We start from the raw sequence: 23023 nt of genomic DNA on the forward strand, positions 1-23023 counted from the left end.
ATCCCCCGCGTCCGGCGGGAAGGGCGTGATCAGCGGGGAACCCGTTCCGCGACGGCCCGGACCACCTCGCCGGCATGGTGGACCGGGAGGCGGGCGAAGCCCACGACCAGGGCCGGCGGGCCCGGTCTGTGGCGCATCGGGCCCACCGGCTCGGCCGCGAGGCCGCATTCCTGCGCCGCCCGGGCGGCGGCCCGCTCGTCCCAGTCCTCGGGCAGTTCGGCCAGGAGGTGGAGCCCGGCGGAGACGCCGTGCACGGTGATCTCGGGCAGGTGCTCGGCCAGGGCCCGGACGAGGGTGTCGCGCCGGGTGCGGTACTCACGGCGCATCCGCCGCAGGTGCCGGTCGTAGGCCCCGGACCGCACGAAGTCCGCCAGCGCGTACTGCTCCAGCACCGGAGAGCCCATGTCCACCTCCGCCCGCCCCCGCCGCACCGCCCCGGCGATCTCCGGAGGGGCGGCCACCCAGCCGAGCCGGAGACCGGGGGCCAGGGACTTGCTGACGCTGCCGGCGAGCACCACCCGGTCCGGGGCGAGCCCCTGCAGGCAGCCCACCGGATCGCGATCGAACCGGAACTCGGCGTCGTAGTCGTCCTCCAGGATCGTCGCCCCCGCCGCCGCGGCCCACTCGATCAGCTCGGCACGGCGGCGCGGGGAGAGCACGACCCCGGTCGGGTAGTGATGGGCCGGGGTGAGCAGCACCGCCCGGACCCCGGTCGCGGCGAGGGCGCCGACGTCGACGCCCTCCTCGTCCACCGGGACCGCGACCGGGTCGGCCCCGGCCGACCTGAGCAGCGGTAGCTGACGCAGGCCGGTCGGGTCCTCGACCGCGAGCCGGATCCGGCCGGGACGCGGCGCCGCACGGGCGTCACCGTCCACGAACCAGCTCAGGTTCTCGCCGCTCCGGCCGGTCGGCGAGAGCCGTCCGGCCAGCGCCTGGACCGTGAGGCTGAGTCCCTGGGCCACCCCGCCGACGATCACCAGGTTCTCCGGCGTGACGTCGGCTCCGCGGACCCTGCGCAGGTAGCCGGCCAGTTCCTCGCGCAGCTCCGGCACTCCGCCGGGATCGCCGTAGTCCAGGGCGTCGGCGGGCAGCGCGGCGAGCGCCCGCCGCACCGAGGCCAGCCATCGCTCGCGGGGGAACGACCGCAGGTCGGGCGAGGTGGGACGGCGCCCGTAGGCGCACTCGTGGGCGGGCGACCCGGGATCCGGGGCTCCAGGATCCGGGGCTCCAGGATCCGGGGCACCAGGATCCGGGGCACCGCCCGATCCCGCCGGGGCGCGGCAGGCCATGGGGGCGACGCGGGTCCCGGCGCCGACCTTGGAGATCAGGAACCCCTCGGCGACGAGCTGCTCGTACGCCTCCACGACCACGCCGCGCGAGAACCCCAGGTCCCTGGCCAGTTCCCGGCTCGCGGGCAGCCGTTCCCCGGCCGCCAGCCTGCCGTGCCGTACGGCCGCGCGCAGTTCACGGGCGATCTGCCCGGCGATGCCGCCCGCCGCCCGGTCGATGCTCAGGTGCAGATCCGCCAATGTGCCCCGTCCTCAATCGAATGATCGTTAGGCGGGGGCGTCCGCCTGGCCGAGGCCGGAGACGCGCGTCCCGCGCCGGCGATCATGTGGCCGCGATCCGATTGGTCCACTATCTCATCCGCTGATTGGTCTCGGTGGGTGAACCATTCGATCCCTAGCATTCCCGGCATGAGCACAGATGTCATCCCCCGCTCCGGGGAGACCCGGGGACTCACCACCCGCTCCGGGGAGACCCGCGGACTCGCCCAGGCGGGCGGAGCGATGTTCCTGGTGGGCACCCTCGCGGGAGTCGCCGGCGCGATCCAGGACTATCCCCTCTACGGCGGCCAGGCGCTGCGCTACCTCCTGGCCGCCGCCGTCCTGCTGGCCGTGACACGCCTGGCGGGCCTGAGGTTCGTACGGCTGACGCCCCGGGAGACCGCCCTCCTGGTCGCGCTCTCCCTGACCGGACTCGTCATCTTCAACATCTGCGTGATCGAGGCGACCCGGCACGGCGGTCCCGCCCTGGTCGGCACCGTGCTCGGCACCGTCCCGCTGGCCCTGGCCCTGCTGGACGGCCGCCCCTCGCCCCGGGTGATCGGGGCGGCGGCCGTGGTGGTCGCCGGGGCGACGGTGGCCACCGGCCTGGGCAGCGGCGACCTGACCGGCCTGCTGTGGTCGCTGGGCGCGCTGGTCTGCGAGGTCTGCTTCTCGTTGCTGGCCCTGCCGCTCCTGCCCAAGCTGGGCGCGGTGCGGGTCTCGGCGTACTCGGCGGCGCTGGCCGTACCGCTCCTCATGGCGGCCGGCCTGCTGATCGACGGCACCGCGATGGTGCGCGTGCCGACCCTCGGCGAGGCCGCGGGCCTCGGCTACCAGTCGATCATCGTGACGACCGTGGCGTTCTTCCTCTGGTACAACGCCCTGCCCCGGCTCGGCCCCGGCCGGGCGGGCCTGTTCGCCGGGCTGATCCCCGTCGGCGCGATCGCCACCGGCGCCGTCCTCGGCCTCGGCGCGCCGTCGGCCGCCGACCTGGCCGGAGCCGCGCTGGTCGTCACCGGCATCGTCATCGGGCTCTCGGCCCCCGCCCCGTCACGCGTCACCGGCTCTTGACGGGGCGGGGGCGGGCGTTGCGAGGATGGCGGAATGCCGCTACGGACAGCGCGCGCGACGGCGGCGACCATGACGGCCGCGGCGACGACCGCCGTCACGTTCATCGCCACCGTCATCGCCGCCCTCACGGTCGCCGCCCCGCACGCCGGAGCCGCGTCGGCCGAGCCGGTGATCCGCTACGCCGGGCTGGCCGGCAACTGCCTGCGGAGCGACGGCACCCGGCGACCGTGCGGCCCGTGGAAGCTCTGGCTGAGCGACGGCCGCGTCGTCGCGCTCCCCGACGCCCGGCGGATCGCGAAGACCGAGACCGGATACCCGGCCGCCGCGCCCCTCTCGATCTCCCCGCACGGCGCCCGGGTCGCGTACTTCCGGGAGGACGACGGCGCGCTCATGATCTGGGAGGCCGCCACCGGCAGGGCGCGCCGGGTTCCCGGCGTGGGGTGGCCGGGCGACCTCAGGCTCGTCGAGATCACCCTCTCCACGCGCGCACGATTTGTCGGCGTATACGGCCTCCGGGGCTCCCGATGGGTCGACCGGGTCGTCGACACGGTCACCGGCAGGAGTTTCACCCTGCCCGAGGGCCGGCGTTCCTTGAGGTTCAGCCCGGACCTGAAGCACATGCTGGCCGACGGCCAGAGCGTGACGGAGATCTACTCGACCGCGACGTGGTCGGTGGAGAGACGGTGGGTGAAACAGCGGCGGACGGACCACCTGTACGGCGACCTCGCCCCCGACGGCGTCACCGTGGCCACCGCCCTCAGGACGGAGACCCGTGGTTCCGCCGGGAACACGGTCACCCTCCACAACCTCGCCACCGGCGAGCGGAGCACCCTCTCCCTCCGGCTCCGCTCCGGCGAGACCGTCCACCGCGCACGCTGGGACGGGGCGGGCCGCCTCGACGTCCTGACCTTCTCCACACGGCACGTGGCGAACCGGTTCCGCACGACGTACACGTGGTACCGGCTGGACCGCGCGACGCACGGGCTGCGGCGGCTCGACTCCTTCACCGCCACCTCGGCCCTGTGGAACCACCGGCCGGCCTTCTGAGGACCCCGGCGGCGCGGGCGTCAGTGGTGCAGCGGCGGCTGGAACTTGTCCTCGTCGGCGATCATGCGCAGGACGATGGTGAGGAGCGAGCCCACGAGCCCGCCGATGATGAGCACCCCGATGGCGTAGAGCACCACGTACCCGATTTCCATGATTCCTCCTCCGTGGAGACGGACCGAGTCCTCATCTCCATCTTCGTGACCTCACATCGCGGGGACGCATTCTCCGGCCAACGCCCGGTAAAAGCTCCGCCATTTCTCCGGCGCCGGACGGGGTGTCCGCTGGCGCGGGCACGGCGCCGGACGGCGGCGCACCGCCGGTACGGACGGCACGCGGGAGCGCGGCCCCCCGGCGGCGGGTGATCCGTCGGGGGTGGGCTGCTCCGGAACGGCCGGTGGGAGGCCGTACCCTCTATGAGGATCCGGAGAACGGCGAGGATCCGGAGAAGACCCCCGGCACGGAGGATCAACGACGATGCCCGAGTTCGACTACACCGACCTGCTCCCGCTGGGACCGGATGAGACGGAATACCGTCTGATCAGCAGCGAGGGGGTGCGTGTCGTCGAGGCCGCGGGCCGCCGGTTCCTGGAGGTCGAGCCCGAGGCGCTGCGCCTGCTCACCGAGACGGCGATCCACGACATCTCCCACTATCTCCGGTCGTCGCATCTCGCCCAGCTCCGGAAGATCATCGACGACCCGGAGTCCAGCGGCAACGACCGGTTCGTCGCCCTCGACCTGCTGAAGAACGCCTCGATCTCGGCCGGCGGCGTGCTCCCCATGTGCCAGGACACCGGCACCGCGATCGTGATGGGCAAGCGCGGCCGGCACGTGCTCACCGACGGCGCCGACGCCGAGCACGTCTCGCGTGGCGTCTACGACGCCTACACCAGGCTCAACCTGCGCTACTCCCAGATGGCCCCGATCACCATGTGGGAGGAGAAGAACACCGGCTCCAACCTCCCCGCCCAGATCGAGCTGTACGCCGAGGACCCGCACGGCCACCCGGACGAGTACAAGCTGCTGTTCATGGCCAAGGGCGGCGGCAGCGCCAACAAGTCGTTCCTGTACCAGGAGACCAAGGCGGTCCTCAACGAGAAGCGCATGCTGGCCTTCCTGGAGGAGAAGATCCGCTCCCTGGGCACCGCGGCCTGCCCGCCGTACCACCTGGCGATCGTCGTGGGCGGCACCTCCGCCGAGTACGCCCTGAAGACGGCGAAGTACGCCAGCGCCCGCTACCTGGACTCCATCCCCACCTCCGGCTCCCCCAGCGGCCACGGCTTCCGCGACACCGAGCTGGAGGCGAAGGTCTTCGAGCTCACCCAGAAGCTCGGCATCGGCGCCCAGTTCGGCGGCAAGTACTTCTGCCACGACGTCCGCGTGATCCGGCTGCCCCGGCACGGTGCCTCCTGCCCGGTCGCCATCGCGGTCTCCTGCAGCGCCGACCGCCAGGCCCTCGCCAAGATCACCCCTGAGGGGATCTTCCTGGAGCAGTTGGAGACCGACCCGGCGCGGTTCCTGCCGGACACCACCGACGAGCACCTGTCGGACGACGTCGTGAAGATCGACCTCAACCGGCCGATGGCGGAGATCCTCACCGAGCTGACGAAGTACCCGGTCAAGACCCGCCTGTCACTGACCGGCCCGCTGGTCGTCGCCCGCGACATCGCGCACGCCAAGATCGGCGAGCTGCTCGACGCGGGCGGCGAGATGCCGCAGTACATGAAGGACCACGCCGTCTACTACGCCGGTCCGGCCAAGACCCCCGAGGGCTACGCCTCCGGCTCCTTCGGCCCGACCACCGCCGGCCGGATGGACTCCTACGTCGAACGGTTCCAGGCCGCGGGCGGCTCCATGGTGATGCTCGCCAAGGGCAACCGGTCCCGGCAGGTCACCGAGGCCTGTCAGAGGTACGGCGGTTTCTACCTCGGCTCGATCGGCGGCCCGGCCGCCCGCCTGGCCCAGGACTGCATCAAGAAGGTCGAGGTCCTGGAGTATCCGGAGCTCGGCATGGAGGCCGTCTGGAAAATCGAGGTCGAGGACTTCCCGGCCTTCATCGTGGTCGACGACAAGGGCGGCGACTTCTTCCAGGACACCACCGGCCCCGTACTGTCCATCGGCCGCCGCTGATCCGGGACCAACTGAGCACCCTTCCGAGCGCCTTCTGCCCCGCCGTCTCCTGACAGATCACGATATCGTCCTGCCGTGTCGATCACACCTGGCTATCTGTCTGGCGGGGCGCTACCGCCTGCTCTCGGTGATCGGTCAGGGCGGGATGGGCACGGTGTGGCTCGCCCGGGACGAGCGTCTCCGCCGCGAGGTGGCGGTCAAGCAGCTCCTGCTCCCGCCGGGCCGGAACGCGGCGGGGACGGCGCAGCTCCGCGAGCGGATGGAGCGCGAGGCGCTGGCCATGGCCCAGGTACGGCACCGGGGCATCGTCACGGTCCATGACGTCCTCGCCGAGGACGACCAGCCGTGGATCGTCATGGAATACCTGCGGGCGGACTCCCTGGACGAGTTCGTCCGGAGCCGGGGTCCCCTGCCCCCCAGGCTCGCTGCCGAGATGGGCGGGCAGGTACTCGACGCGCTCGTCGCGGTGCACCAGTCGGGCATCCTGCACCGCGACATCAAGCCGAGCAACGTGCTCCTCACCCGGGACGGCCAGGCGGTCATCACCGACTTCGGAATCGCCACCTTCGACGGCGCGGCCACGCTCACCGAGTCCGGCCAGGTCATCGGGTCGCCCGCCTACATGGCTCCCGAGGTGGTCAACGGCCACCGCGCCACGGCCGCCTCCGACCTGTGGTCACTGGGCGCCACGCTTTTCTTCACCGTCGAGGGAAGATCCCCGTACCAGCGCGAGACGGCGGTCGCCGTCCTGGCCGCACTGATCATCGAGGAGCCGCCGACGCCGGAGAACGCCGGCCTCCTGGGCCCGGCGATCGCCTCCGTGCTCCGCCGGGATCCCACGGAGCGCGCCTCCGCCGCCGAGCTCGCCCTGCTCCTCGGCGCGGCGGCCGCCCCGGCGGGAGCCGTCCCGTCCCGTCCCGATCCCGAACGGACGGTTCGGGTCAGACCGGCGTACGGCGCCACGCCGGATCGGAGCACTCCCGTCAAGGAGCCCGGACAGTCCGCTCCGGCCCTCCGGAACCGGCGGTCGGGGAAGACGGACCAGGACTTCGGGCGTTTCTGGTCGAGTCCGGTCAAATGGAGCGGGGCGAAGAAGGCGGCGGCCGCGCTCGGCGTCTGCGCCCTGGCAGCGAGCGTCTTCATCGCCTGGCTGAACGGCGAGCGCGATGATTCTTCTCGGCGGCCCACGGCCGTCTCGGCCACGCCGGCGCCGAAGGGCACTTCGGTCGCCGGGCGGGTCCCCACCCTCCGCATCACCTGTGTGCTGGACACCTGCGCCCATGTCCTGGTGCGTGCGCAGGACGTCGGCGCGCTTCTCGACCGGGAGCTGACGGCCGGGGAGCAGGTCCAGTTCTTCGACGCCCGTCTCGACGTGGTACTGGAGGACGCGAGTCTCCCCGAGGTCGACGTCAACGGCGTGCCGCGGGATTGGGGGAAGCCCGGCGAGCGGCAGGAATTCAGCGTCACCCGGGAGTGACAGAACCCGCCGCGGGACTCGGGAACCGGCGTACAGGATCATCCTGATCCGCATGCGCTCCCTCGCGTATCCGACGGCCTGCCCGCCCAGTAGTCCGAGTATGAGCGTCCCGCCCTGCCGGCGACGGCGGTAGCGGGGCCCCAGCGTCGCTCCATGCCGCTGTGGGCCGCGTCGGTGCCGTATTTCGTGGCGGTAACACCCTTTTCTCCGCAGGAGGAGCAGGTAGAGTCGGGCGCCGAGGTGACAAATCGCGTCTCCACGATTACAAGACAGAAAATCTGACCACATTAGGCAAGAAACTTCGGGCCTGTCTCTACTGGTCACATTGCGCGAATAGGTAAGCTGCCCCTCATGCGTGCGCCGTCCGGATACCTTCTTGCCGCGCGCTACCGGCTCGTCGAGCCGGTCGGGCGCGGCGGCATGGGCACCGTTTGGCGAGCGCGCGATGAGCTCCTCGGGGGCGAGGTCGCGGTCAAGGAAGTCCGGCTGCCCCTGGTCCTGGACGAGGACCTGCGGGCCGAGCTGTGCGCCAGGACCGAGCGCGAGGGACGGGCGACCACGATGGTCGCCCACCCGTCGGTGATCACCGTCTTCGACGTCGTCACCGAGGACGACCGCCCGTGGATCATCATGGAGCTGCTCCGGGCCAGGTCGCTGGAGCAGCTGATCAAAGAGGAGGGCCCGCTGCCGCCCCGCCGGGCGGCCGAGATCGGGCGGCAGGTGCTGGGCGCGCTGCGCGCCGTGCACGCCAAGGGCATCCTCCACCGCGACGTGAAGCCCAGCAACGTGCTGGTGACGGAGGAACGCGCGGTCCTCACCGACTTCGGCCTCGCGGCGCTGGAGGGCGAGGTGTCGATCACCCAGGCGGGCATCGTGCTCGGCTCGGCCGGATACATCGCGCCCGAGCGGGTGCTGGGCTCCAAGGCGAGCCCGGCGGCCGACCTGTGGTCGCTCGGCGCGACCCTCTACACCGCCGTCGAGGGCCGCGGCCTGCACGGGCGCCGTACGGCCGCCGCCGCACTGGCCGCGCTGACCAGCGGTGAACCGATCCCGATGGAGAAGGCCGGGCCGCTCGCCCCGGTCCTGCAGGGCCTGCTCACGATCGACCCCACCACCCGGCTGGACGCGGTCCGCGCCTCGCTGATGCTGGCCCGGGTCGCGGCCGGAGGGTCGGCCGAGGAGCCGCTCGCCCGCGCGGCGGGCAAGGCCGTCCGGAACACTCCGATGATCGGCGCTGCCCAGTTCCCCCCGTTCGGCCGCAGGCCGCAACATCGGGGGCTGCACCGTGCGGGCTCGGCCCCGATCGCGGGCCCGCCGCCCGTCCCGACGCCGGTGCCGATGCCTCGCGCGCACCGGCGTCCCGCCGAGGGGGTGCATCGCAAGCCGCTGGATCCGTGGCCCACACCGCGCCCTCTTGTGAGATTTATGTCACCTTTTATTCGCCTGATGCTCCCGCGTCGCCTATGGCCTAGGGAACTCCGCAAGCGAGGGTAAAGCGGTGCTCAAGGAATAATCGCTATCTTCTTCTCATGCCGGAACAGCAGATGCGCGTGCTCGCTGACCGCTACGAGCTGGTCGCACCGCTCGGCCGAGGAACGATGGGCACCGTTTGGCGTGCCTACGACCGATCCCTGGGCCGCGAGGTCGCGATCAAGGAGATCCGTCAGGAGCCCGGGCTCAGCGAGGCACAACGCGCCGAACTGCGGGAGCGCATGATCCGCGAGGGTCGTACCGCCGCCCGCATCAGTCACCCCTCAGTCGCCACCGTCCACGACGCCATCATCGAGGACGGCAGTCCGTGGATCATCATGGAGCTGGTCCAGGCACGCTCACTGGAAGAAGTGGTCGAGGAGGAGGGCCCCCTCCCGCCCCGCCTGGTCGCCGAGATCGGAGTGGACCTGCTGGGCGCGCTGCGCGCCGCGCACGCCCAGGGCATCCTCCACCGCGATGTGAAGCCCGGCAACGTGCTGATCACCGAGAACGGCCGGGTCGTGCTGACCGACTTCGGCATCGCCAAGGCCGAGGGGGACACCAGCCTCACCCAGACCGGCATGGTCATCGGTTCTCCCGGCTACACCGCGCCGGAGCGGGCCCGGGGAGAGCACACCGGGCCCGAGTCGGACCTCTGGTCGCTCGGGGCCACGCTGTACTTCGCGGTCGAGGGACGCCCGGCCTACGAGCGCTCCTCGGTGGCCGAGACGCTGGCCGCGCTGATGACCGAGAGCGCCGATCCGCCGGTCCAGGCGGGTCCGCTCCGTCCCGTGCTCGAACGGCTCCTGGAGAAGGACTACACGACACGGCCCACGCCCGCCCAGGCCACCGCCATGTTGCGGGCCGTGGCCGACACCCCCTCGGGGACCGAGCCTTCCGCCCTCACCGAGTCCTCCGCCCCCGCTGTTCCCGTTGCTCCCGTGTCACCCGAGCCGCCCGAGCCGCCCGAGCCGGCTGAGGCCCCGGAGAGCCCGGCGTCCTCTGGCGACGAGCCCGCCCCCGCCCCCGCAGGCGGTGACGGGCCCGCGGCGGACGAGGAGTTCGACGCCGATCGCACCATCGTGGTCGCCCGGCCCAGGAACGGCCTCCGTCTCCCCGAGACCGGCGAGACCCCCGTCGTCGCCATGCCCCCGGCGGCGCCGTCCGCGGCCCCGGCCCGGTCTGCCGCCGAATCGGTGCCCCCGGCGGCGGAGGCGCAGACGTCCGGCGGCGCGCTGCCCGGAGCTCCGATCGACGACGCCGCGGCGACGCCCCCGCAGGGATTCCCGATCACGCGGGAGCCGGGCACGCTGGTGGCCGGCAGGCCGGGCGGTCCCACGAGGCCGTCGGCCCCCGCGTCGCAACCGGCCGGGCTCTCCGCGGACGACGAGCCGACCGAGACCGGGATGCTGCCCGGTCGCGTGGGACCGGCCGGGCCCGGCGAACCGCTCCCGGGGCAGGGCACCGGTCCGGGTACCGTCCCCGGTCACATGCCGGGTCCGGGCTCGCACCCGGGGCCGGTCGCCGGTCCGCCCCCGGGCCCGTACGGAGGTCCCGTCGCCGGTCCGCCCCCGGGCCCGTACGGAGGTCCCGTCGCCGGTCCGCCTCCGGGGGGTCCGCACCCGGGCCCCGTACCGGCCCTTCAGGGAGGCTGGCAGCACCCTCCCCCACCGGGTTCGGTGCCGCCCAACGGCGGGTTCGCCCCGCCGTCCGGGCTGGGCACGGACCTGTTCGCCATCACGGGCGGGCAGCAGCCCGCCACGCCGGTCAGGCCGCGGAACGCGCGGATCGGGATCCTCGTGCTGCTCGGCGTGGCGGCCGCCTCGCTGGTGATCATCATGATCCTGGTGGCCGCGGCCTTCGCCGAGACCAAGGTGAACGGCGCCGCCACCGCCCCGGACCCGTCCTCCACGGTGGAACTGCGGCGGCACCAGGATCCCTCCGGGTTCACGATCGACGCACCGGCCGCGTTGAAGACGTCGGCCAAGGGGGACGACGTCGTCTTCAGCGCCGCCGACGACGTCCGCTACATCCGGGTGAACACCGCGGCGCACCGCTCCGACGACGTCAGGGAGGCCGTCACCGCCGCGGAGAAGGCCGCGGTCAAGGCCGGGGACTTCCCCGGCTACCGGCGGATCGGCGTCACCGAGGTCGAGGGCGGCCCGTACCCCGGAGCGCAGGCGGCCGACTGGGAGTTCACCTACGTCGCCAACGGCGACACCGTGCGCGTCCTGGCCCGCTTCGTGAGCGTCCCCGGGGAGAGCGACCACACCGTCTACTGGGCGGTTCCCCAGATCTCGTGGGAGGGACAGGCCGGGCTGCGCGAGCTGGTGCTCTCCTCCTTCCGGCTCACCGGGCAGGGGGGCACGGACGACGCCTGAGCGCCGGACGCCGATACCGGGGCCGGCCGGCCGGTACCGGTACCGGCCGGCCCCGGGGCGGCGCATGAGCGCGCCCCGGGCGGCGGGGGATCGCGACGGCGAAACCCGCGGCGGCGGAAATCGTGACCGTGAGAACCCGACCGCCGAACGGTCCCCTTATCCCGCGCGTTGCAGACTGAGTCCATGAGCGAGTATCGGATCGAACATGACTCGATGGGTGACGTGCGTGTTCCGGTGAACGCGAAGTGGCGGGCCCAGACCCAGCGGGCGGTCGAGAACTTCCCGGTCTCGGGGCGAGGGCTGGAGAGCCCGCACATCGCGGCCCTCGGGCTGATCAAGGCGATCGCCGCCGAGGTCAACGCCGAGCTGGGAGTGCTCGACAAGGAGCTGGCCCAGGCGATCGCCGAGGCCGCCACCGACATCGCGGAGAACGAGTGGGACAGCGAGTTCCCGATCGATGTCTTCCAGACCGGTTCCGGAACCTCCTCCAACATGAACGCCAACGAAGTGATCGCCACCCTGGCCGAGGAGCGGCTGAACCGCCCCGTCCACCCCAACGACCACGTCAACGCCTCCCAGTCGTCCAACGACGTGTTCCCCACCTCCATCCACGTCGCCGCCCTGACCGAGGTGACCTACCACCTCGTCCCGTCCCTTCGGCACCTGGCCACCGCCCTGCGGCAGAAGGCGATGGAGTTCGAGCAGGTGGTCAAGGCGGGCCGTACGCACCTGATGGACGCCACCCCGGTCACGCTGGGCCAGGAGTTCGGCGGCTACGCCACCCAGATCGACAACGCCGTGGCCCGGGTGCGCAGCGCGCTGCCCCGGCTGGCCGAGCTCCCGCTGGGCGGGACCGCGGTCGGCACGGGCATCAACACGCCGCCGGGCTTCGCCTCGAAGGTCATCGAGAAGCTCCGCGAGGCCACCGGGCTCCCGTTCACCGAGGCCCCCGACCACTTCGAGGCCCAGGGGGCCCGGGACGCGGTCGTGGAACTCTCCGGCCAGCTCAGAACCGTCGCGATCTCCCTCAACAAGATCGCTAATGACCTCCGCTGGATGGGCTCGGGCCCGCGCGCCGGGCTCGCCGAGATCAACCTCCCCGACCTGCAGCCCGGTTCCTCGATCATGCCCGGTAAGGTCAACCCGGTCATCCCCGAGGCCGTCTGCATGGTCGCCGCCCAGGTCGTGGGGAACGACGCCGCCGTCGCCTTCGCCGGGGCCTCGGGCAACTTCGAGCTCAACGTGGCGCTTCCCGTCATGGCGCGCAACATCCTGGAGTCCGTACGGCTGCTCGCCAACGTCTCCCGGCTGCTGGCCGACCGCTGCGTCCACGGCATCACGGCCAACGCCGACCGGCTGCGGGAGTACGCCGAGTCGTCTCCGTCCATCGTCACCCCGCTCAACCGCCACGTCGGCTACGAGGAGGCCGCGAAGATCGCCAAGCAGGCGCTGGCCGAGCGGAAGACCATCCGCCAGGTCGTCATCGAGCGCGGTCACGTGGCGGACGGCACCATCACCGAGGAGCAGCTCGACGCCCTGCTCGACGTGCTCTCCATGACCCGTCCCCCGGCGTAGCCGGGAGCCCCCGGACACCTGGAAGACTCGGCCCATGACGCAGATCAAGTTCTACGGTCGCCGCGACGTCTGGGCCCCGCTCCGGCGGGAGCTGTCCGACGTCGTGCACGACTGCCTGGCCGAGGTGTGGAAGCTCCCGCAGGACAAGCGGTTCCACCGCTTCCTGCTGCTGGACGACGACGACCTGCTCTGCCCGCAGCGGAGCGAGCGCTACCTGATCATGGAGATCGTCTGCTTCTCGGGCCGGTCGGACGAGGCCAAACGCGACCTGATCCGGACGTTGTTCGACCGGACCGGGCAGGCGCTCGGCCTCGACCCGGAGGACCTGGAGATCGTCATCCTGGAGGCGCCCAAGGTGAACTGGGGCATCCGCGGCGTCCCGGGTGACGAGCTGGCCCTGACCTACCCGGTCACGCTCTGAGCTCACGGAGCTCCGGGAGCTCCGGGAGCTCCGGGAGCTCGCGGGGCTCCCGGAGCCCGGCGAACAGGTCGGTCTCCGGGAGCTCCGTCTCGACGTGGGAGCGGGCGAGCTGGTAGTCCTCGGTGGGCCAGATCTCCCGCTCCAGGTCACGGGGGGTGGCGAACCAGGGCCCCTCGGGGTCGATCTGGGTGGCGTGCGCCTTGATCGCCCGATCCCGGGTCTCGAAGTAGTCGTCGCACGTGATCCGGGTGGTCGTGGTCAGCTCGGGCATGCCCTCGAACCAGTCCTCCGTGATCACGTCCGCCAGCGGCGACTCCAGCCCCCGGGCGAGGAGCCCTTCGTGGATCGCGGAGAACCACTCACGGGAGAAGGAGACCATGTAGTAGAGCTTGAGCGGCTGCCACGGCTCGCCGGCGCCCGGGTAGCGGCCGGGGTCGCCCGCCGCCTCGAACGCCTCGACGGACACCCGGTGGGTCATGATGTGGTCGGGATGCGGATAGCCGCCGGTCTCGTCGTAGGTGAGGATCACGTGGGGCCGGAACTCGCGCACCGCCGCCACCAGCGGCGCCGCGGCGACCTCGAGATCCTGTACGGCGAAGCAGCCCTCCGGCAACGGCTCCCCCTCCCCGGGCAGGCCGGAGTCGACGAAGCCGAGCCAGCGGTGCCCGACGCCGAGGATCGCGGCGGCCTCGGCCATCTCCGCGCGCCGGATCTCCGCCATGTTCTCCAGGACCCCGGGCCGGTCCATGGCCGGGTTGAGCACGTCGCCGCGCTCCCCGCCGGTGCAGGTGCAGACCAGCACGTCCACCCCCTCGGCGGCGTAACGGGCCAGCGTCGCCGCCCCCTTGCTCGACTCGTCGTCGGGATGGGCGTGCACCGCCATCAGCCGCAGAGTGTTCGTGCTCACGGTTTCTCCTTAAGGTGGGGGTCGGCCGCGTCGCCAGCCGAGATGGTCGCCAGCCGAGATGGTCGCCGGCCGAGATGGTCGTCAGCCGAGGTAGCCGCGCAGGGCGCGCGACCGGGACGGGTGGCGGAGCTTGGACATGGCCTTGGCCTCGATCTGGCGGATGCGCTCCCGTGTCACACCATAGATCTTGCCGATCTCGTCGAGGGTGCGGGGCCGCCCGTCGTCGAGGCCGAAACGGAACGCGACCACGCCGGCCTCGCGCTCGGTGAGGGTGTCCAGCACCGAGCGCAGGTGATCGCGCAGGAGATCGGCGGCGACGGCGTCGTCGGGCGTGACGGCCCCGGTGTCCTCGATGAGGTCGCCGAACTCGCCGTCGCCCTCCGTCCCCAGAGGGGTGTGCAGGGAGACGGGCTCACGGTCGTAGCCCTGGATCTCGGCGACCTTGGCGGGGGTCAGGTCGAGCGCGCGGGCCAGTTCCTCGGCGGTGGGCTCGCGGCCGAGGTCGGCCAGGAGCTCCCGCCGGGCGCGGGTCAGCCTGTTGATCAGCTCGACCATGTGCACCGGGACCCGGATGGTCCGGGCCTGGTCGGCCACGGCCCGGCCGATGGCCTGCTTGATCCACCAGGTGGCGTAGGTGGAGAACTTGAACCCGAGGGTGTGGTCGAACTTCTCCACGGTGCGGATCAGCCCGAGGTTGCCCTCCTGGATCAGGTCCTGCAGGAGCAGGCCGCGGCCGGTGTAGCGCTTGGCGACCGAGACGACCAGCCGGAGGTTGGCCTCCAGCATGTGCTCCCTGGCGCGCAGGCCGTCCTCGGCGATCCGCTCCAGCTCCACGCGGGTCTCCGCGGCCAGCCCCTCGCCCGCGGCCTCCAGCCGCTCCCGGGCGAAGGCGCCCGCCTCCATCCGGCGGGCGAGCTCGACCTCCTGCTCGGCGGTGAGCAGGGGGATCGTGCCGATCTGCTTGAGGTAGTCCTTGACCGAGTCCGTGCCGGTGGTGATCAGGGGCGTCTCCTCACACGAAATTGTGTCTATCCTAAATTTAGGATCAACACACCTATCCGCCAAGTCAAAAATATGTCGAACCCAAAAATCGACCGGATCCCCGAGCCCGTCCTCTCATCGAACACGGTTTCGATCGTACGCCGATCGACTGACATCGCGGCGGCTTTCGGGCGGCGGAAACGACCGCCGCCACCGCTTCCCGCGCGCACCGCCGCCGCTTCCCGCGGAGGAGGACCCCACCCTCGGCCATCGCGAGGGGCCCGCTCACCGGAACGCGCGCGAGCACCGCACATGAGCGCCACACATAACCCGTAAGGGCAGTGTGTCGGCCGGCTACATGGGCGGGACCCGGGTGGTTGCCTAGATTCACACCATGATTGACCTGACGGGGCGGCGGGCCGTGGTGACCGGCGCGGGCAGCGGGATCGGGCACGCCTGCGCGCGGCGGCTGGCCGCCGCGGGAGCGCACGTGGTGGTGGTCGACGTGGACGCCGAGGCGGCCGGGAAGGTGGCCGCGGAGGTGGCGGGGACACCGGCCGTCGCGGACCTGTCGGATCCCGGCTTCCTGGACGCCCTCCCCCGCGACCTCATCGACGGCACGGACGTCGTGGTGAACAACGCCGGGTTCCAGCACGTGGCCCCGGTCGAGGCCTTTCCTCCGGAGATCTTCACCAAGATCCTCAAGGTCATGGTCGAGGCGCCGTTCCTGCTGGTCCGCGCGGTCCTGCCGGGAATGTACGAGCGGGGATGGGGGCGGATCGTGAACATCTCCTCGATCCACGGCCTGCGCGCCTCGCCGTACAAGGCCGCCTACGTCACCGCCAAGCACGCGCTGGAGGGGTTGTCGAAGGTCGTCGCCCTCGAAGGCGCGCCGCACGGCGTCACCTCCAACTGCGTGAGCCCCGCCTACGTGCGCACCCCGCTGGTCGAACGGCAGATCGACGCCCAGGCCGAGACCCACGGCATCGGCAGCGACGAGGTCGTCGAGCGGATCATGCTCGCGTCCGCCGCGATCAAGCGGCTGATCGAGCCGGAGGAGGTGGCCGAGCTGGTCGCCTACCTGTGCGGCCCGCACGGTTCCTTCATCACCGGCGCCTCCCTGCCCGTGGACGGCGGCTGGACCGCCCGCTGACCCCCGCCACCGGCCTTCCCACCGGTCACCGACCGATATGTCTGTTATGGACCCCACAATGGACGACATGAGCGCACGGGTGTTCCTCGACCTGCTGGCCAGGGAGGCGTCGGCGGTGGAGTTCGAGGGCCCCGTCCTGGCCGCCCGGACCGCCGGCGCGTCCCCCCGGGCCCTGGCGGAACTGGAGGAGGCGAAGCTCACCGCGCTGAAGGTGCGGGAGCTGCTGCGGCGCCGGGCCAGGCGCGAGGCGGAGCTGTCGGCGCTGTTCGACACCGCGGGCGACCTGGCCGGTCTGCGCGACCTGGACGCCGTCCTGGAGGCCATCGTGCGCCGGGCCCGGCAGCTGCTCGGCACCGACGCCGCCTACATGACCATGCACGACCCCGTCCGCGGCGACACCTGGATGCGGGTCACCGACGGCTCGGTCTCGGCCAAGTTCCGTGCGCTCCGCCTGGCCATGGGGGCCGGGCTGGGCGGGCTGGTGGCCCAGACCGCCACGCCGTACGCCACCGCCGACTACTTCGCCGACGAGCGCTTCCGCCACATGACCGACATCGACGACGCGGTGAAGGAGGAGGGCCTGGTCGCCATCCTCGGTGTGCCGCTCAAACTCGGCGGGCGGGTCATCGGGGTGCTGTTCGCGGCCAACCGGAGCGTGCGGCCGTTCACCCAGGACGAGGTGGTGCTGCTCGGCTCGCTCGCCGCCCACGCGGCGGTGGCCATCGACAACGCCCGTCTGCTGCAGGAGACCAGGAACGCCCTGGAGGAGCTCAGCGAGGCCAACCGGCAGGTCAACGCGCACAGCGAGGCCGTGGAGCGCGCCGCGCTCGCGCACGACCGGATGACCGGGCTGGTGCTGCGCGGCGGCGGGGTCGAGGACGTTGCCGCCGTGGTCACCGAGGTGCTCGGTGGCTCGCTGGTGGTGCTGGACGGCGGCGGGCGGCCGATCACCGGCGACGTGGGCGATCTGGAGCCGGGGACCGGGCCGGACGACGGGGACGGCACGGGCCCGCGCCGGCACCGGCCCGGGGAGGGCGCGCGCGGCCCGGCGGCGACCGCCGCGATGATCGCGGACGCCGCGCAGGCGTCCCGGGCGCTGGGCCGTACCGTCCGCAAGGACAACCTGCTGGTCGCCTCGGTGGACGTGGGAGCCGAGCCGCTGTGCACGCTCGCGCTGCGGGCCGAGGGCCAGGTGGCCGACACCGACCAGCGCATCCTGGAGCGGGCCGCGCTGGTCACCGCGCTGCTGCTGCTGTTCCGCCGTACGGTGGCCGAGGCGGAGGGCCGGGTCCGGGGCGAGCTGCTCGATGACCTGATCTTCCATCCCGAGCTGGACGGGCTGGCCGACCGGGCCCGGCGGGTGGGGGTGGACCTGGACCGCGACCACGTGGTGATCGTGGTCCGCCACGAGGGACGGCGCGAGCGCGCCGCGTTCTGGGCCTCCTCCCGGGCCACGCTGGAGCACGGGCTCGCCACCCAGCGGGGCGACGAGCTGGTGCTCCTGCTCCCCGGTGACCGGCCGGGACCGCTCGCCAAGCGGATCGCGGCCGAGCTGAGCGCGTCCCTCGGCCATCCGGCCACCGCGGGCGCCTGCGGCCCGGTCCGGGGCCACGCCGGGGTCGCCGCCGCCCACCGCGAGGCGCGGCGCTGCGCCGACGCGCTGCTGGCCCTGGACCGGGCCGGGGAGGGGGCCGGCGCCGCCGACCTGGGCTTCGTCGGGCTGCTCATCGGCGACGGACGCGACATCGGCTCCTTCCTCGGCACGGCGCTCGGCCCGGTGGTCGACTACGACGCCCGCCGCGGCACGGCGCTGGTGCGCACCCTCACGGCGTACTTCAGCGCGGGCGGCTCGCTGTCCCGGACGGCCGACGCCCTGCACATCCACGTCAACACCGTCACCCAGCGCCTGGACCGGATCTCCCAGCTCCTGGGGGCCGACTGGCAGGAACCGGAGCGCGCGCTGGAGATCCAGCTCGCGCTGCGCCTGCACCGCCTGCGCGGCTGAGCGGGACACCCCGAACCACCCACATAGCGGTCCCGCCGGGTATGGGGGCCGGCCCCATAGGAGTGACGCCGGTCACTACGTACGGTGAGCCGACATCCCCCAACGGCGACTCCCCATGGTGAGTGAGATGGCAGAAAAATCCCGCACCCCCATCAAAAAGATCGTCGGTGCCAGCCTCGTCGGCACCACGATCGAGTGGTACGACTTCTTCCTGTACGGCTCCGCCGCCGCCCTGGTCTTCCCGGCGCTGTTCTTCCCCAAGTCCGACCCGCTCACCGGCACGCTGCTGTCGTTCCTCACCTACGCGGTCGGCTTCGTCGCCCGCCCGCTGGGCGCGCTGGTCTTCGGCCACTACGGCGACCGGCTCGGCCGCAAGAAGCTGCTGGTGATCAGCCTGCTGCTGATGGGCGGCGCGACCTTCCTGATCGGCTGCCTGCCGACCCACGCGGCGATCGGCTCGGCGGCCCCGCTGCTGCTGACCGCGCTCCGGCTGGTGCAGGGCTTCGCGCTCGGCGGCGAGTGGGGCGGCGCGGTGCTCATCGTCTCCGAGCACGGCGACCCCGCGCGGCGCGGCTTCTGGGCCTCCTGGCCGCAGGCCGGGGCGCCGGGCGGGAACCTGCTGGCCACCGCGGTGCTGGCGGTGCTGGCCGCGGTCCAGTCCGACGAGGCGTTCACCGCCTGGGGCTGGCGGATCCCGTTCCTGCTCTCGGGCCTGCTGGTCCTGGTCGGCCTCTGGATCCGGCTGTCCATCAGCGAGTCGCCGGTCTTCCAGCAGGCCGTGGCCAACGCCGAGCCGAGCACGACCCTGCCCATCGTCGAGGTCTTCCGCCACCACTGGCGTGACGTGATCACCGCGATCGGCGCCCGCTTCGCGGAGAACGTCTCCTACTACGTGATCACCGCGTTCGTGCTCGTCTACGCCGTGGAGGCGGCCAAGCTGCAGAAGGGCTTCGTGCTCAACGCGGTGCTGATCGGCTCGGCCGTGCACTTCGCCTCGATCCCGCTGTGGGGCGCGCTCTCCGACCGGCTGGGCCGCCGCCCGGTCTACCTGCTCGGCGCGGCCGGCGTCGGCCTGTGGACGTTCGCCTTCTTCCCCCTGATCGACACGGGCAACTTCGCCGCGATCACCCTCGCCGTCACGGTCGGCCTGGTCCTGCACGGCGCGATGTACGGCCCGCAGGCGGCGTTCTTCTCGGAGCTGTTCGGCACCAGGATGCGCTATTCGGGCGTGTCCTTCGGCGCCCAGATCGCCTCGATCATCGCCGGCGGCCTCGCCCCGCTGATCGCGGTGGCGCTGCTGCAGGCGTACGGCTCCGCGGTGCCGGTCATGCTCTACGTGGCAGCGGCCGCCGTACTGACGTTGATCACCGTCTTCGTCGCCAAGGAGACCCGGGGCCGCGACCTCCTCACCCTTGAGGCCGGCGCCGGTGAGACCACCGGCGGGATCGCCTCCTCCACCGCCGCGGCCGAAGGCGTCAAGCCGTGAGCCGGCCGCGCGGGCTGACCCCGCTCGCCTCCGGGCTCGCCGTCGCCGCCACCGCCGTGCTGGTGGTGGGCACACCGGCCGTGAGCGCGGAGGCGGCGGCCACCGGCCCGGAGAGAACGGCGATCGCGGACACGCGCACCGCGAGGACGACCGGCACGGGCGGGCACTGCGACCGGCAGGGCAGGATCGTGGTCCCCGGGGCGGAGAAGCAGATCGTCTCCTGCCTCGACGACCTCACCACCGCGGGGACCGCGGTCTCGGGGCACACCGACCCCGCCGACTGGGCGGGGCTGCACCCGGCGGGCGCGGTCAACCCGACGGGCGTGCCCGGCATCCAGGTCGACGGATACTTCCCGGACACCTCCGCCACCAACACCAACCACGGCTGGAAGCACGACTCCCAGTTCGTGCTCCGCCTCCCGGACGACTGGAACGGCGGCCTGGTCGTGGCGGGCACGCCGGGCAACCGGGAGCAGTACGCCAACGACTTCACCATCTCCGACTGGGCGCTGGCCAAGGGCTACGCCTACGCGGCGACCGACAAGGGCAACACCGGCCTCGCCTTCTACAAGGACGGCAAGGAGCCCGGGGACGCGATCGCCGAGTGGAACCACCGGGTCACGCAGATCGCCGTCGCGGCCAAGGCCGTCGCCGGGCAGCGGTACGGCAGGCTCCCGAAGCGCACCTACGCGGCGGGCGTCTCCAACGGCGGCTACCTCGTCCGCTGGCAACTGGAGAACCGGCCGTGGCTGTACGACGGCGGCATCGACTGGGAGGGCACGCTCTGGCGGGTCAAGGGTGACAACCTGCTGAACTTCCTGCCCCCGGCGCTGCGGGCCTACCCCCGGGGGGACGACCAGGCGATGTACGACGCCGGGTTCGCCAGGGGCTCGGAGTTCCTGTGGCCGTTCCACCACCAGGTCTACTGGGACCTGACCCAGCGGGTCTACCGGGAGGAGCTGGACCCGGGCTACGACGGCGACACCGACGCGGGCACGCCGTACTGCGCCCCGGGCACCCCGGCGTGCGACGCCGACTACGACTACGACGCGCGCAGGCCGTACCGGGCCGTCCGGAAGATCGCGCTGACCGGGCGGATCGGCAAGCCGCTGATCACCGTGCACGGCACGCTGGACGCGCTGCTGCCGATCTCCCGCTCCAGCGACGTCTACGCGGAGATGGTCGGTGACCGTCCCTTCCGCTACTACCGGATCACCGACGGCACCCACACCGACGGCCTGTACGCCGCCTATCCCGACCGGCTCCGGCCGCTGCTGCCGTGTTTCCGCAGCGCGTTCGAGGCCATGGAGGGCTGGGTGGAGCGGCGGCAGAGCCCGCCGCCGAGCGCGACGGTGCCGCGCCCGGCCGGCGGAGACCTCGTCAACGAGTGTCAGCTGGGCATGTAGCGCTGCTGCATGGTCCGGGTGGCCCGGATCATGTTCCGGGCGCCGGGGATCCGCTGGGCGAGGCGCCGCAGCCGCGGGTAGCGGCGCTCGGGGACGGCGGGCGCGGCGGCCCGGCGGATCTCCACCCGGCCGCCGCGGCTCACCTCCACCCCGAAGCGGAGCCCGATCTCCTCGTCGTCCACTCGCAGGAACGGCATCCACTCGCCGGGCGCCAGGTAACCCTGCCGCGGCAGCCGCCGCATCGGGATCCTGGCGATCAGCCGCCCGGCGGCCAGGCCGGGCACACCCGGCTCAACCAGGGCGGGCGCGCAGACCTCGCGTGTCCCGCCCGGTGCCTGCCGCAGCACCAGCTCGGCGGGCGGGCCCCCGCTCGGCGGCATGTACGGCACGGGCACGACGACGAAGACGTGGTCGCGCTGCCGGGTCAGCGTGGTCCCGGGCGAGACGAGGACGACCGACTCGGGGAACGAGCGGGGTTCCACACAGATCCCCAGCTCCCCCTGGTCGGACCACCAGGGCACGATCGGCCGCCGGGCCTGGTCCGCCAGGGTCGCGGTGCAGTCGACCGGTGAGCCGGTCACGCGGGCCCGGGCCTGGTGGACCCCGCCGTGCACCCGCATGTGGACCTCCCACAGACCGGCCGGGAGCGGCCCTGCGGGAGCGGCGTCGTCGGCGTCGAGCGTGGCCGTGCCGGTGACCTGGATCCGGACCCCGTCACCGTCGGGCACGCGGACCACCGCGCAGGTCACCGGGAGCCTGCGGACCTCCCCGGTGGCGCCGTTGCGCAGGTAGACCTCGAAGCGCGTGCTCGCCACCGCGGCGGTGACGTCGGCCACCTCGGGCGGGAGGTCGAGGCCGTTCAGGGGCAGCGGCGACGTCCACAGCAGGCGGTCCCGTCCGTGCGGGAGGAACCTCACCGGATTGCCGTCGCCCCAGATGATCTCACCGGTCACGCTCATGACGAGGGCGCCGTCCCGCCAGGAGACGTCCTTGACCTCGGCCTTCAGATGGGTGCCCTGCGTGGCCTGGGCCAGCGCGACGAGCAGGTCGAGCCGCCCGGCGCGCAGCAGCGCGGCGCGGGCCCGCAGGCTGACCGGGAGGTAGTGGTCCAGCCGCTCGGGGAAGCGCTGGACGGTCAGTTCGCGCAGGGTGGTGAAGGTGACGGTCCGTTCCGAGGAGGACGCGACGAACCGGGTGCCGCCGAGCCTGCGGATGACCGCGGTGCGGAACCAGTGCGCGTACAGGCGGTCGCGCCTGCGCCCCCGGGGGACCGACTCGTCGATGACGTCGAGCAGCTTGCGCAGCTCGGTCACATGGACGTGGGGGGTGACCGGCGGCTCCGGTCTCCGCCCGAGGTAGCAGCAGGCCGGTCCCGCCATGACGGTCACGGCCGCGGCCCGCAGGTAGGCCCGCAGGACGAAGGACTGCTCGGCCAGGATGCCGCCGGCGCCGGGGAAGGCGAGCCCCTCGGCCACCAGGAAGGCCCGGCGGTAGAGCTTGTGCGGGGTGAGCAGGGACAGCAGCCGGTCGCCCAGGATGTCGGCGTGCTCGCGGTCCCTGCTGAAGACGACCGAGGGCGGCCCCCACTCGCCGGCCAGCGGGGCGACCAGGACGTCGGCGCCGGTCTCCACCGCGCGCCGGTACATCCGTTCCAGCGCCGTGCGCTCCAGGTGGTCGACCTGGTCGAGCATGTAGACGTACTCTCCGGTGGCGACCTCGAGGGCGGCGTTGCGACCGCGCATCGGCGAGCCGATGTGCTTCAGTCGCAGGACGCGGACGTTGGGATGCGTCCCGGCGATGGCGTCGAGACGCTCCTCGATCCCGTCGTCCGACCCGTCGTCGGCGAAGATGACCTCGTAGTCCTCCGGAGGCATCGACTGCTCAACCACTGTGCGGAGACACGCGTCGGCCGTGCCCCCAGGGTTGTGAACCGGCACTATCACGCTGACCTTCGCACCCATACGTCCAG

The 23023-nt window shown here is 72.5% G+C and carries 16 protein-coding genes and 1 pseudogene; 12 read left to right on the forward strand and 5 right to left on the reverse strand.

Annotated elements, in window-relative coordinates; genetic code table 11:
- Positions 1 to 29: 29 nt before the first annotated feature.
- The gene (locus IEZ08_RS12835) at positions 30 to 1529 is read right to left on the reverse strand and encodes an aminotransferase-like domain-containing protein (protein WP_068927144.1); all 1500 of its coding nucleotides are present in this window, start codon (positions 1527 to 1529) and stop codon (positions 30 to 32) included.
- 168 nt (positions 1530 to 1697) lie between these two features.
- On the opposite strand from IEZ08_RS12835, the gene IEZ08_RS12840 reads away from it, so the two are divergent.
- Entirely contained in the window at positions 1698 to 2618 is a 921-nt protein-coding gene (locus IEZ08_RS12840; RefSeq protein ID WP_203863365.1) for a DMT family transporter, read from the forward strand.
- A gap of 33 nt (positions 2619 to 2651) precedes the next feature.
- Positions 2652 to 3665, forward strand: coding sequence for a TolB-like translocation protein (locus IEZ08_RS12845; RefSeq protein WP_189242195.1), 1014 nt, complete (start codon positions 2652 to 2654; stop codon positions 3663 to 3665).
- A gap of 20 nt (positions 3666 to 3685) precedes the next feature.
- Here IEZ08_RS12845 and IEZ08_RS40235 read toward each other — a convergent pair whose 3' ends face one another.
- Entirely contained in the window at positions 3686 to 3817 is a 132-nt protein-coding gene (locus tag IEZ08_RS40235) for a hypothetical protein (protein WP_268249327.1), read from the reverse strand.
- 322 nt (positions 3818 to 4139) lie between these two features.
- Between IEZ08_RS40235 and IEZ08_RS12850 the strand changes: the two genes are divergently transcribed.
- The 6 genes from IEZ08_RS12850 to IEZ08_RS12875 all read left to right on the forward strand — a co-directional run bounded on the left by IEZ08_RS12850 (position 4140) and on the right by IEZ08_RS12875 (position 13116).
- Entirely contained in the window at positions 4140 to 5792 is a 1653-nt protein-coding gene (locus tag IEZ08_RS12850; protein WP_068927148.1) for a fumarate hydratase, read from the forward strand.
- 118 nt (positions 5793 to 5910) lie between these two features.
- A complete protein-coding gene (locus tag IEZ08_RS12855) occupies positions 5911 to 7269 on the forward strand; it encodes a serine/threonine-protein kinase (protein WP_268249329.1) in 1359 nt (452 codons plus the stop codon).
- Positions 7270 to 7620: 351 nt separating this feature from the next.
- Positions 7621 to 8763: a serine/threonine-protein kinase gene (locus IEZ08_RS12860; protein WP_068927153.1), complete on the forward strand. Its 1143-nt coding sequence runs from the start codon at positions 7621 to 7623 to the stop codon at positions 8761 to 8763.
- A 35-nt stretch (positions 8764 to 8798) separates the two neighbouring features.
- Positions 8799 to 11120, forward strand: a complete 2322-nt coding sequence (locus IEZ08_RS39515) for a serine/threonine-protein kinase (RefSeq protein WP_068927155.1) — start codon at positions 8799 to 8801, stop codon at positions 11118 to 11120.
- A 183-nt stretch (positions 11121 to 11303) separates the two neighbouring features.
- Complete coding sequence (locus IEZ08_RS12870) at positions 11304 to 12695, forward strand: class II fumarate hydratase (RefSeq protein ID WP_068927157.1); 1392 nt, start codon at positions 11304 to 11306, stop codon at positions 12693 to 12695.
- Between the two features lie 34 nt (positions 12696 to 12729).
- The gene (locus tag IEZ08_RS12875; protein WP_068927160.1) at positions 12730 to 13116 is read left to right on the forward strand and encodes a tautomerase family protein; all 387 of its coding nucleotides are present in this window, start codon (positions 12730 to 12732) and stop codon (positions 13114 to 13116) included.
- Here IEZ08_RS12875 and mca read toward each other — a convergent pair.
- Together mca and IEZ08_RS12885 are read right to left on the reverse strand one after the other, a co-directional pair.
- Positions 13106 to 13999, reverse strand: coding sequence for a mycothiol conjugate amidase Mca (mca, locus tag IEZ08_RS12880; protein WP_189242206.1), 894 nt, complete (start codon positions 13997 to 13999; stop codon positions 13106 to 13108). The two genes, IEZ08_RS12875 and mca, sit on opposite strands and share 11 nt — an antisense overlap.
- Positions 14000 to 14104: 105 nt before the next feature.
- Positions 14105 to 15007: pseudogene (locus IEZ08_RS12885) on the reverse strand (RNA polymerase sigma factor); the annotation flags it as partial.
- 391 nt (positions 15008 to 15398) lie between these two features.
- Here IEZ08_RS12885 and IEZ08_RS12890 point away from each other — a divergent pair.
- From IEZ08_RS12890 to IEZ08_RS12905, 4 genes are all read left to right on the forward strand, one after another.
- Positions 15399 to 16157, forward strand: a complete 759-nt coding sequence (locus IEZ08_RS12890) for a 3-hydroxybutyrate dehydrogenase (protein ID WP_189242197.1) — start codon at positions 15399 to 15401, stop codon at positions 16155 to 16157.
- 67 nt (positions 16158 to 16224) lie between these two features.
- Positions 16225 to 18162 (forward strand): helix-turn-helix domain-containing protein, encoded by a 1938-nt coding sequence (locus IEZ08_RS12895; protein WP_229803077.1) that lies wholly within the window; start codon positions 16225 to 16227, stop codon positions 18160 to 18162.
- 127 nt (positions 18163 to 18289) lie between these two features.
- A complete protein-coding gene (locus IEZ08_RS12900) occupies positions 18290 to 19648 on the forward strand; it encodes an MFS transporter (protein ID WP_189242198.1) in 1359 nt (452 codons plus the stop codon).
- A complete protein-coding gene (locus IEZ08_RS12905; protein WP_203863366.1) occupies positions 19645 to 21054 on the forward strand; it encodes a tannase/feruloyl esterase family alpha/beta hydrolase in 1410 nt (469 codons plus the stop codon). The genes IEZ08_RS12900 and IEZ08_RS12905 overlap by 4 nt, the downstream gene beginning before the upstream one ends.
- On the opposite strand, the gene IEZ08_RS12910 is transcribed toward IEZ08_RS12905, so the two are convergent.
- Entirely contained in the window at positions 21039 to 23015 is a 1977-nt protein-coding gene (locus IEZ08_RS12910) for a glycosyltransferase family 2 protein (protein WP_084780706.1), read from the reverse strand. The genes IEZ08_RS12905 and IEZ08_RS12910 overlap by 16 nt on opposite strands.
- Positions 23016 to 23023 lie beyond the last annotated feature (8 nt).

It is taken from the genome of Planobispora rosea (genome assembly GCF_014648175.1).
In the GTDB taxonomy this organism is placed as follows: domain Bacteria; phylum Actinomycetota; class Actinomycetes; order Streptosporangiales; family Streptosporangiaceae; genus Planobispora; species Planobispora rosea.

Coding starts and splice junctions, on each gene's coding strand:
- mca (WP_189242206.1), bottom strand. CDS start 13,999: ATGGCGGTGCACGCCCATCCCGACGACGAGTCGAGCAAGGGGGCGGCG.
- IEZ08_RS40235 (WP_268249327.1), bottom strand. CDS start 3,817: ATGGAAATCGGGTACGTGGTGCTCTACGCCATCGGGGTGCTCATCATC.
- IEZ08_RS12860 (WP_068927153.1), top strand. CDS start 7,621: ATGCGTGCGCCGTCCGGATACCTTCTTGCCGCGCGCTACCGGCTCGTC.
- IEZ08_RS12895 (WP_229803077.1), top strand. CDS start 16,225: ATGAGCGCACGGGTGTTCCTCGACCTGCTGGCCAGGGAGGCGTCGGCG.
- IEZ08_RS39515 (WP_068927155.1), top strand. CDS start 8,799: ATGCCGGAACAGCAGATGCGCGTGCTCGCTGACCGCTACGAGCTGGTC.
- IEZ08_RS12910 (WP_084780706.1), bottom strand. CDS start 23,015: ATGGGTGCGAAGGTCAGCGTGATAGTGCCGGTTCACAACCCTGGGGGC.
- IEZ08_RS12845 (WP_189242195.1), top strand. CDS start 2,652: ATGCCGCTACGGACAGCGCGCGCGACGGCGGCGACCATGACGGCCGCG.
- IEZ08_RS12900 (WP_189242198.1), top strand. CDS start 18,290: ATGGCAGAAAAATCCCGCACCCCCATCAAAAAGATCGTCGGTGCCAGC.
- IEZ08_RS12875 (WP_068927160.1), top strand. CDS start 12,730: ATGACGCAGATCAAGTTCTACGGTCGCCGCGACGTCTGGGCCCCGCTC.
- IEZ08_RS12840 (WP_203863365.1), top strand. CDS start 1,698: ATGAGCACAGATGTCATCCCCCGCTCCGGGGAGACCCGGGGACTCACC.
- IEZ08_RS12870 (WP_068927157.1), top strand. CDS start 11,304: ATGAGCGAGTATCGGATCGAACATGACTCGATGGGTGACGTGCGTGTT.
- IEZ08_RS12890 (WP_189242197.1), top strand. CDS start 15,399: ATGATTGACCTGACGGGGCGGCGGGCCGTGGTGACCGGCGCGGGCAGC.
- IEZ08_RS12850 (WP_068927148.1), top strand. CDS start 4,140: ATGCCCGAGTTCGACTACACCGACCTGCTCCCGCTGGGACCGGATGAG.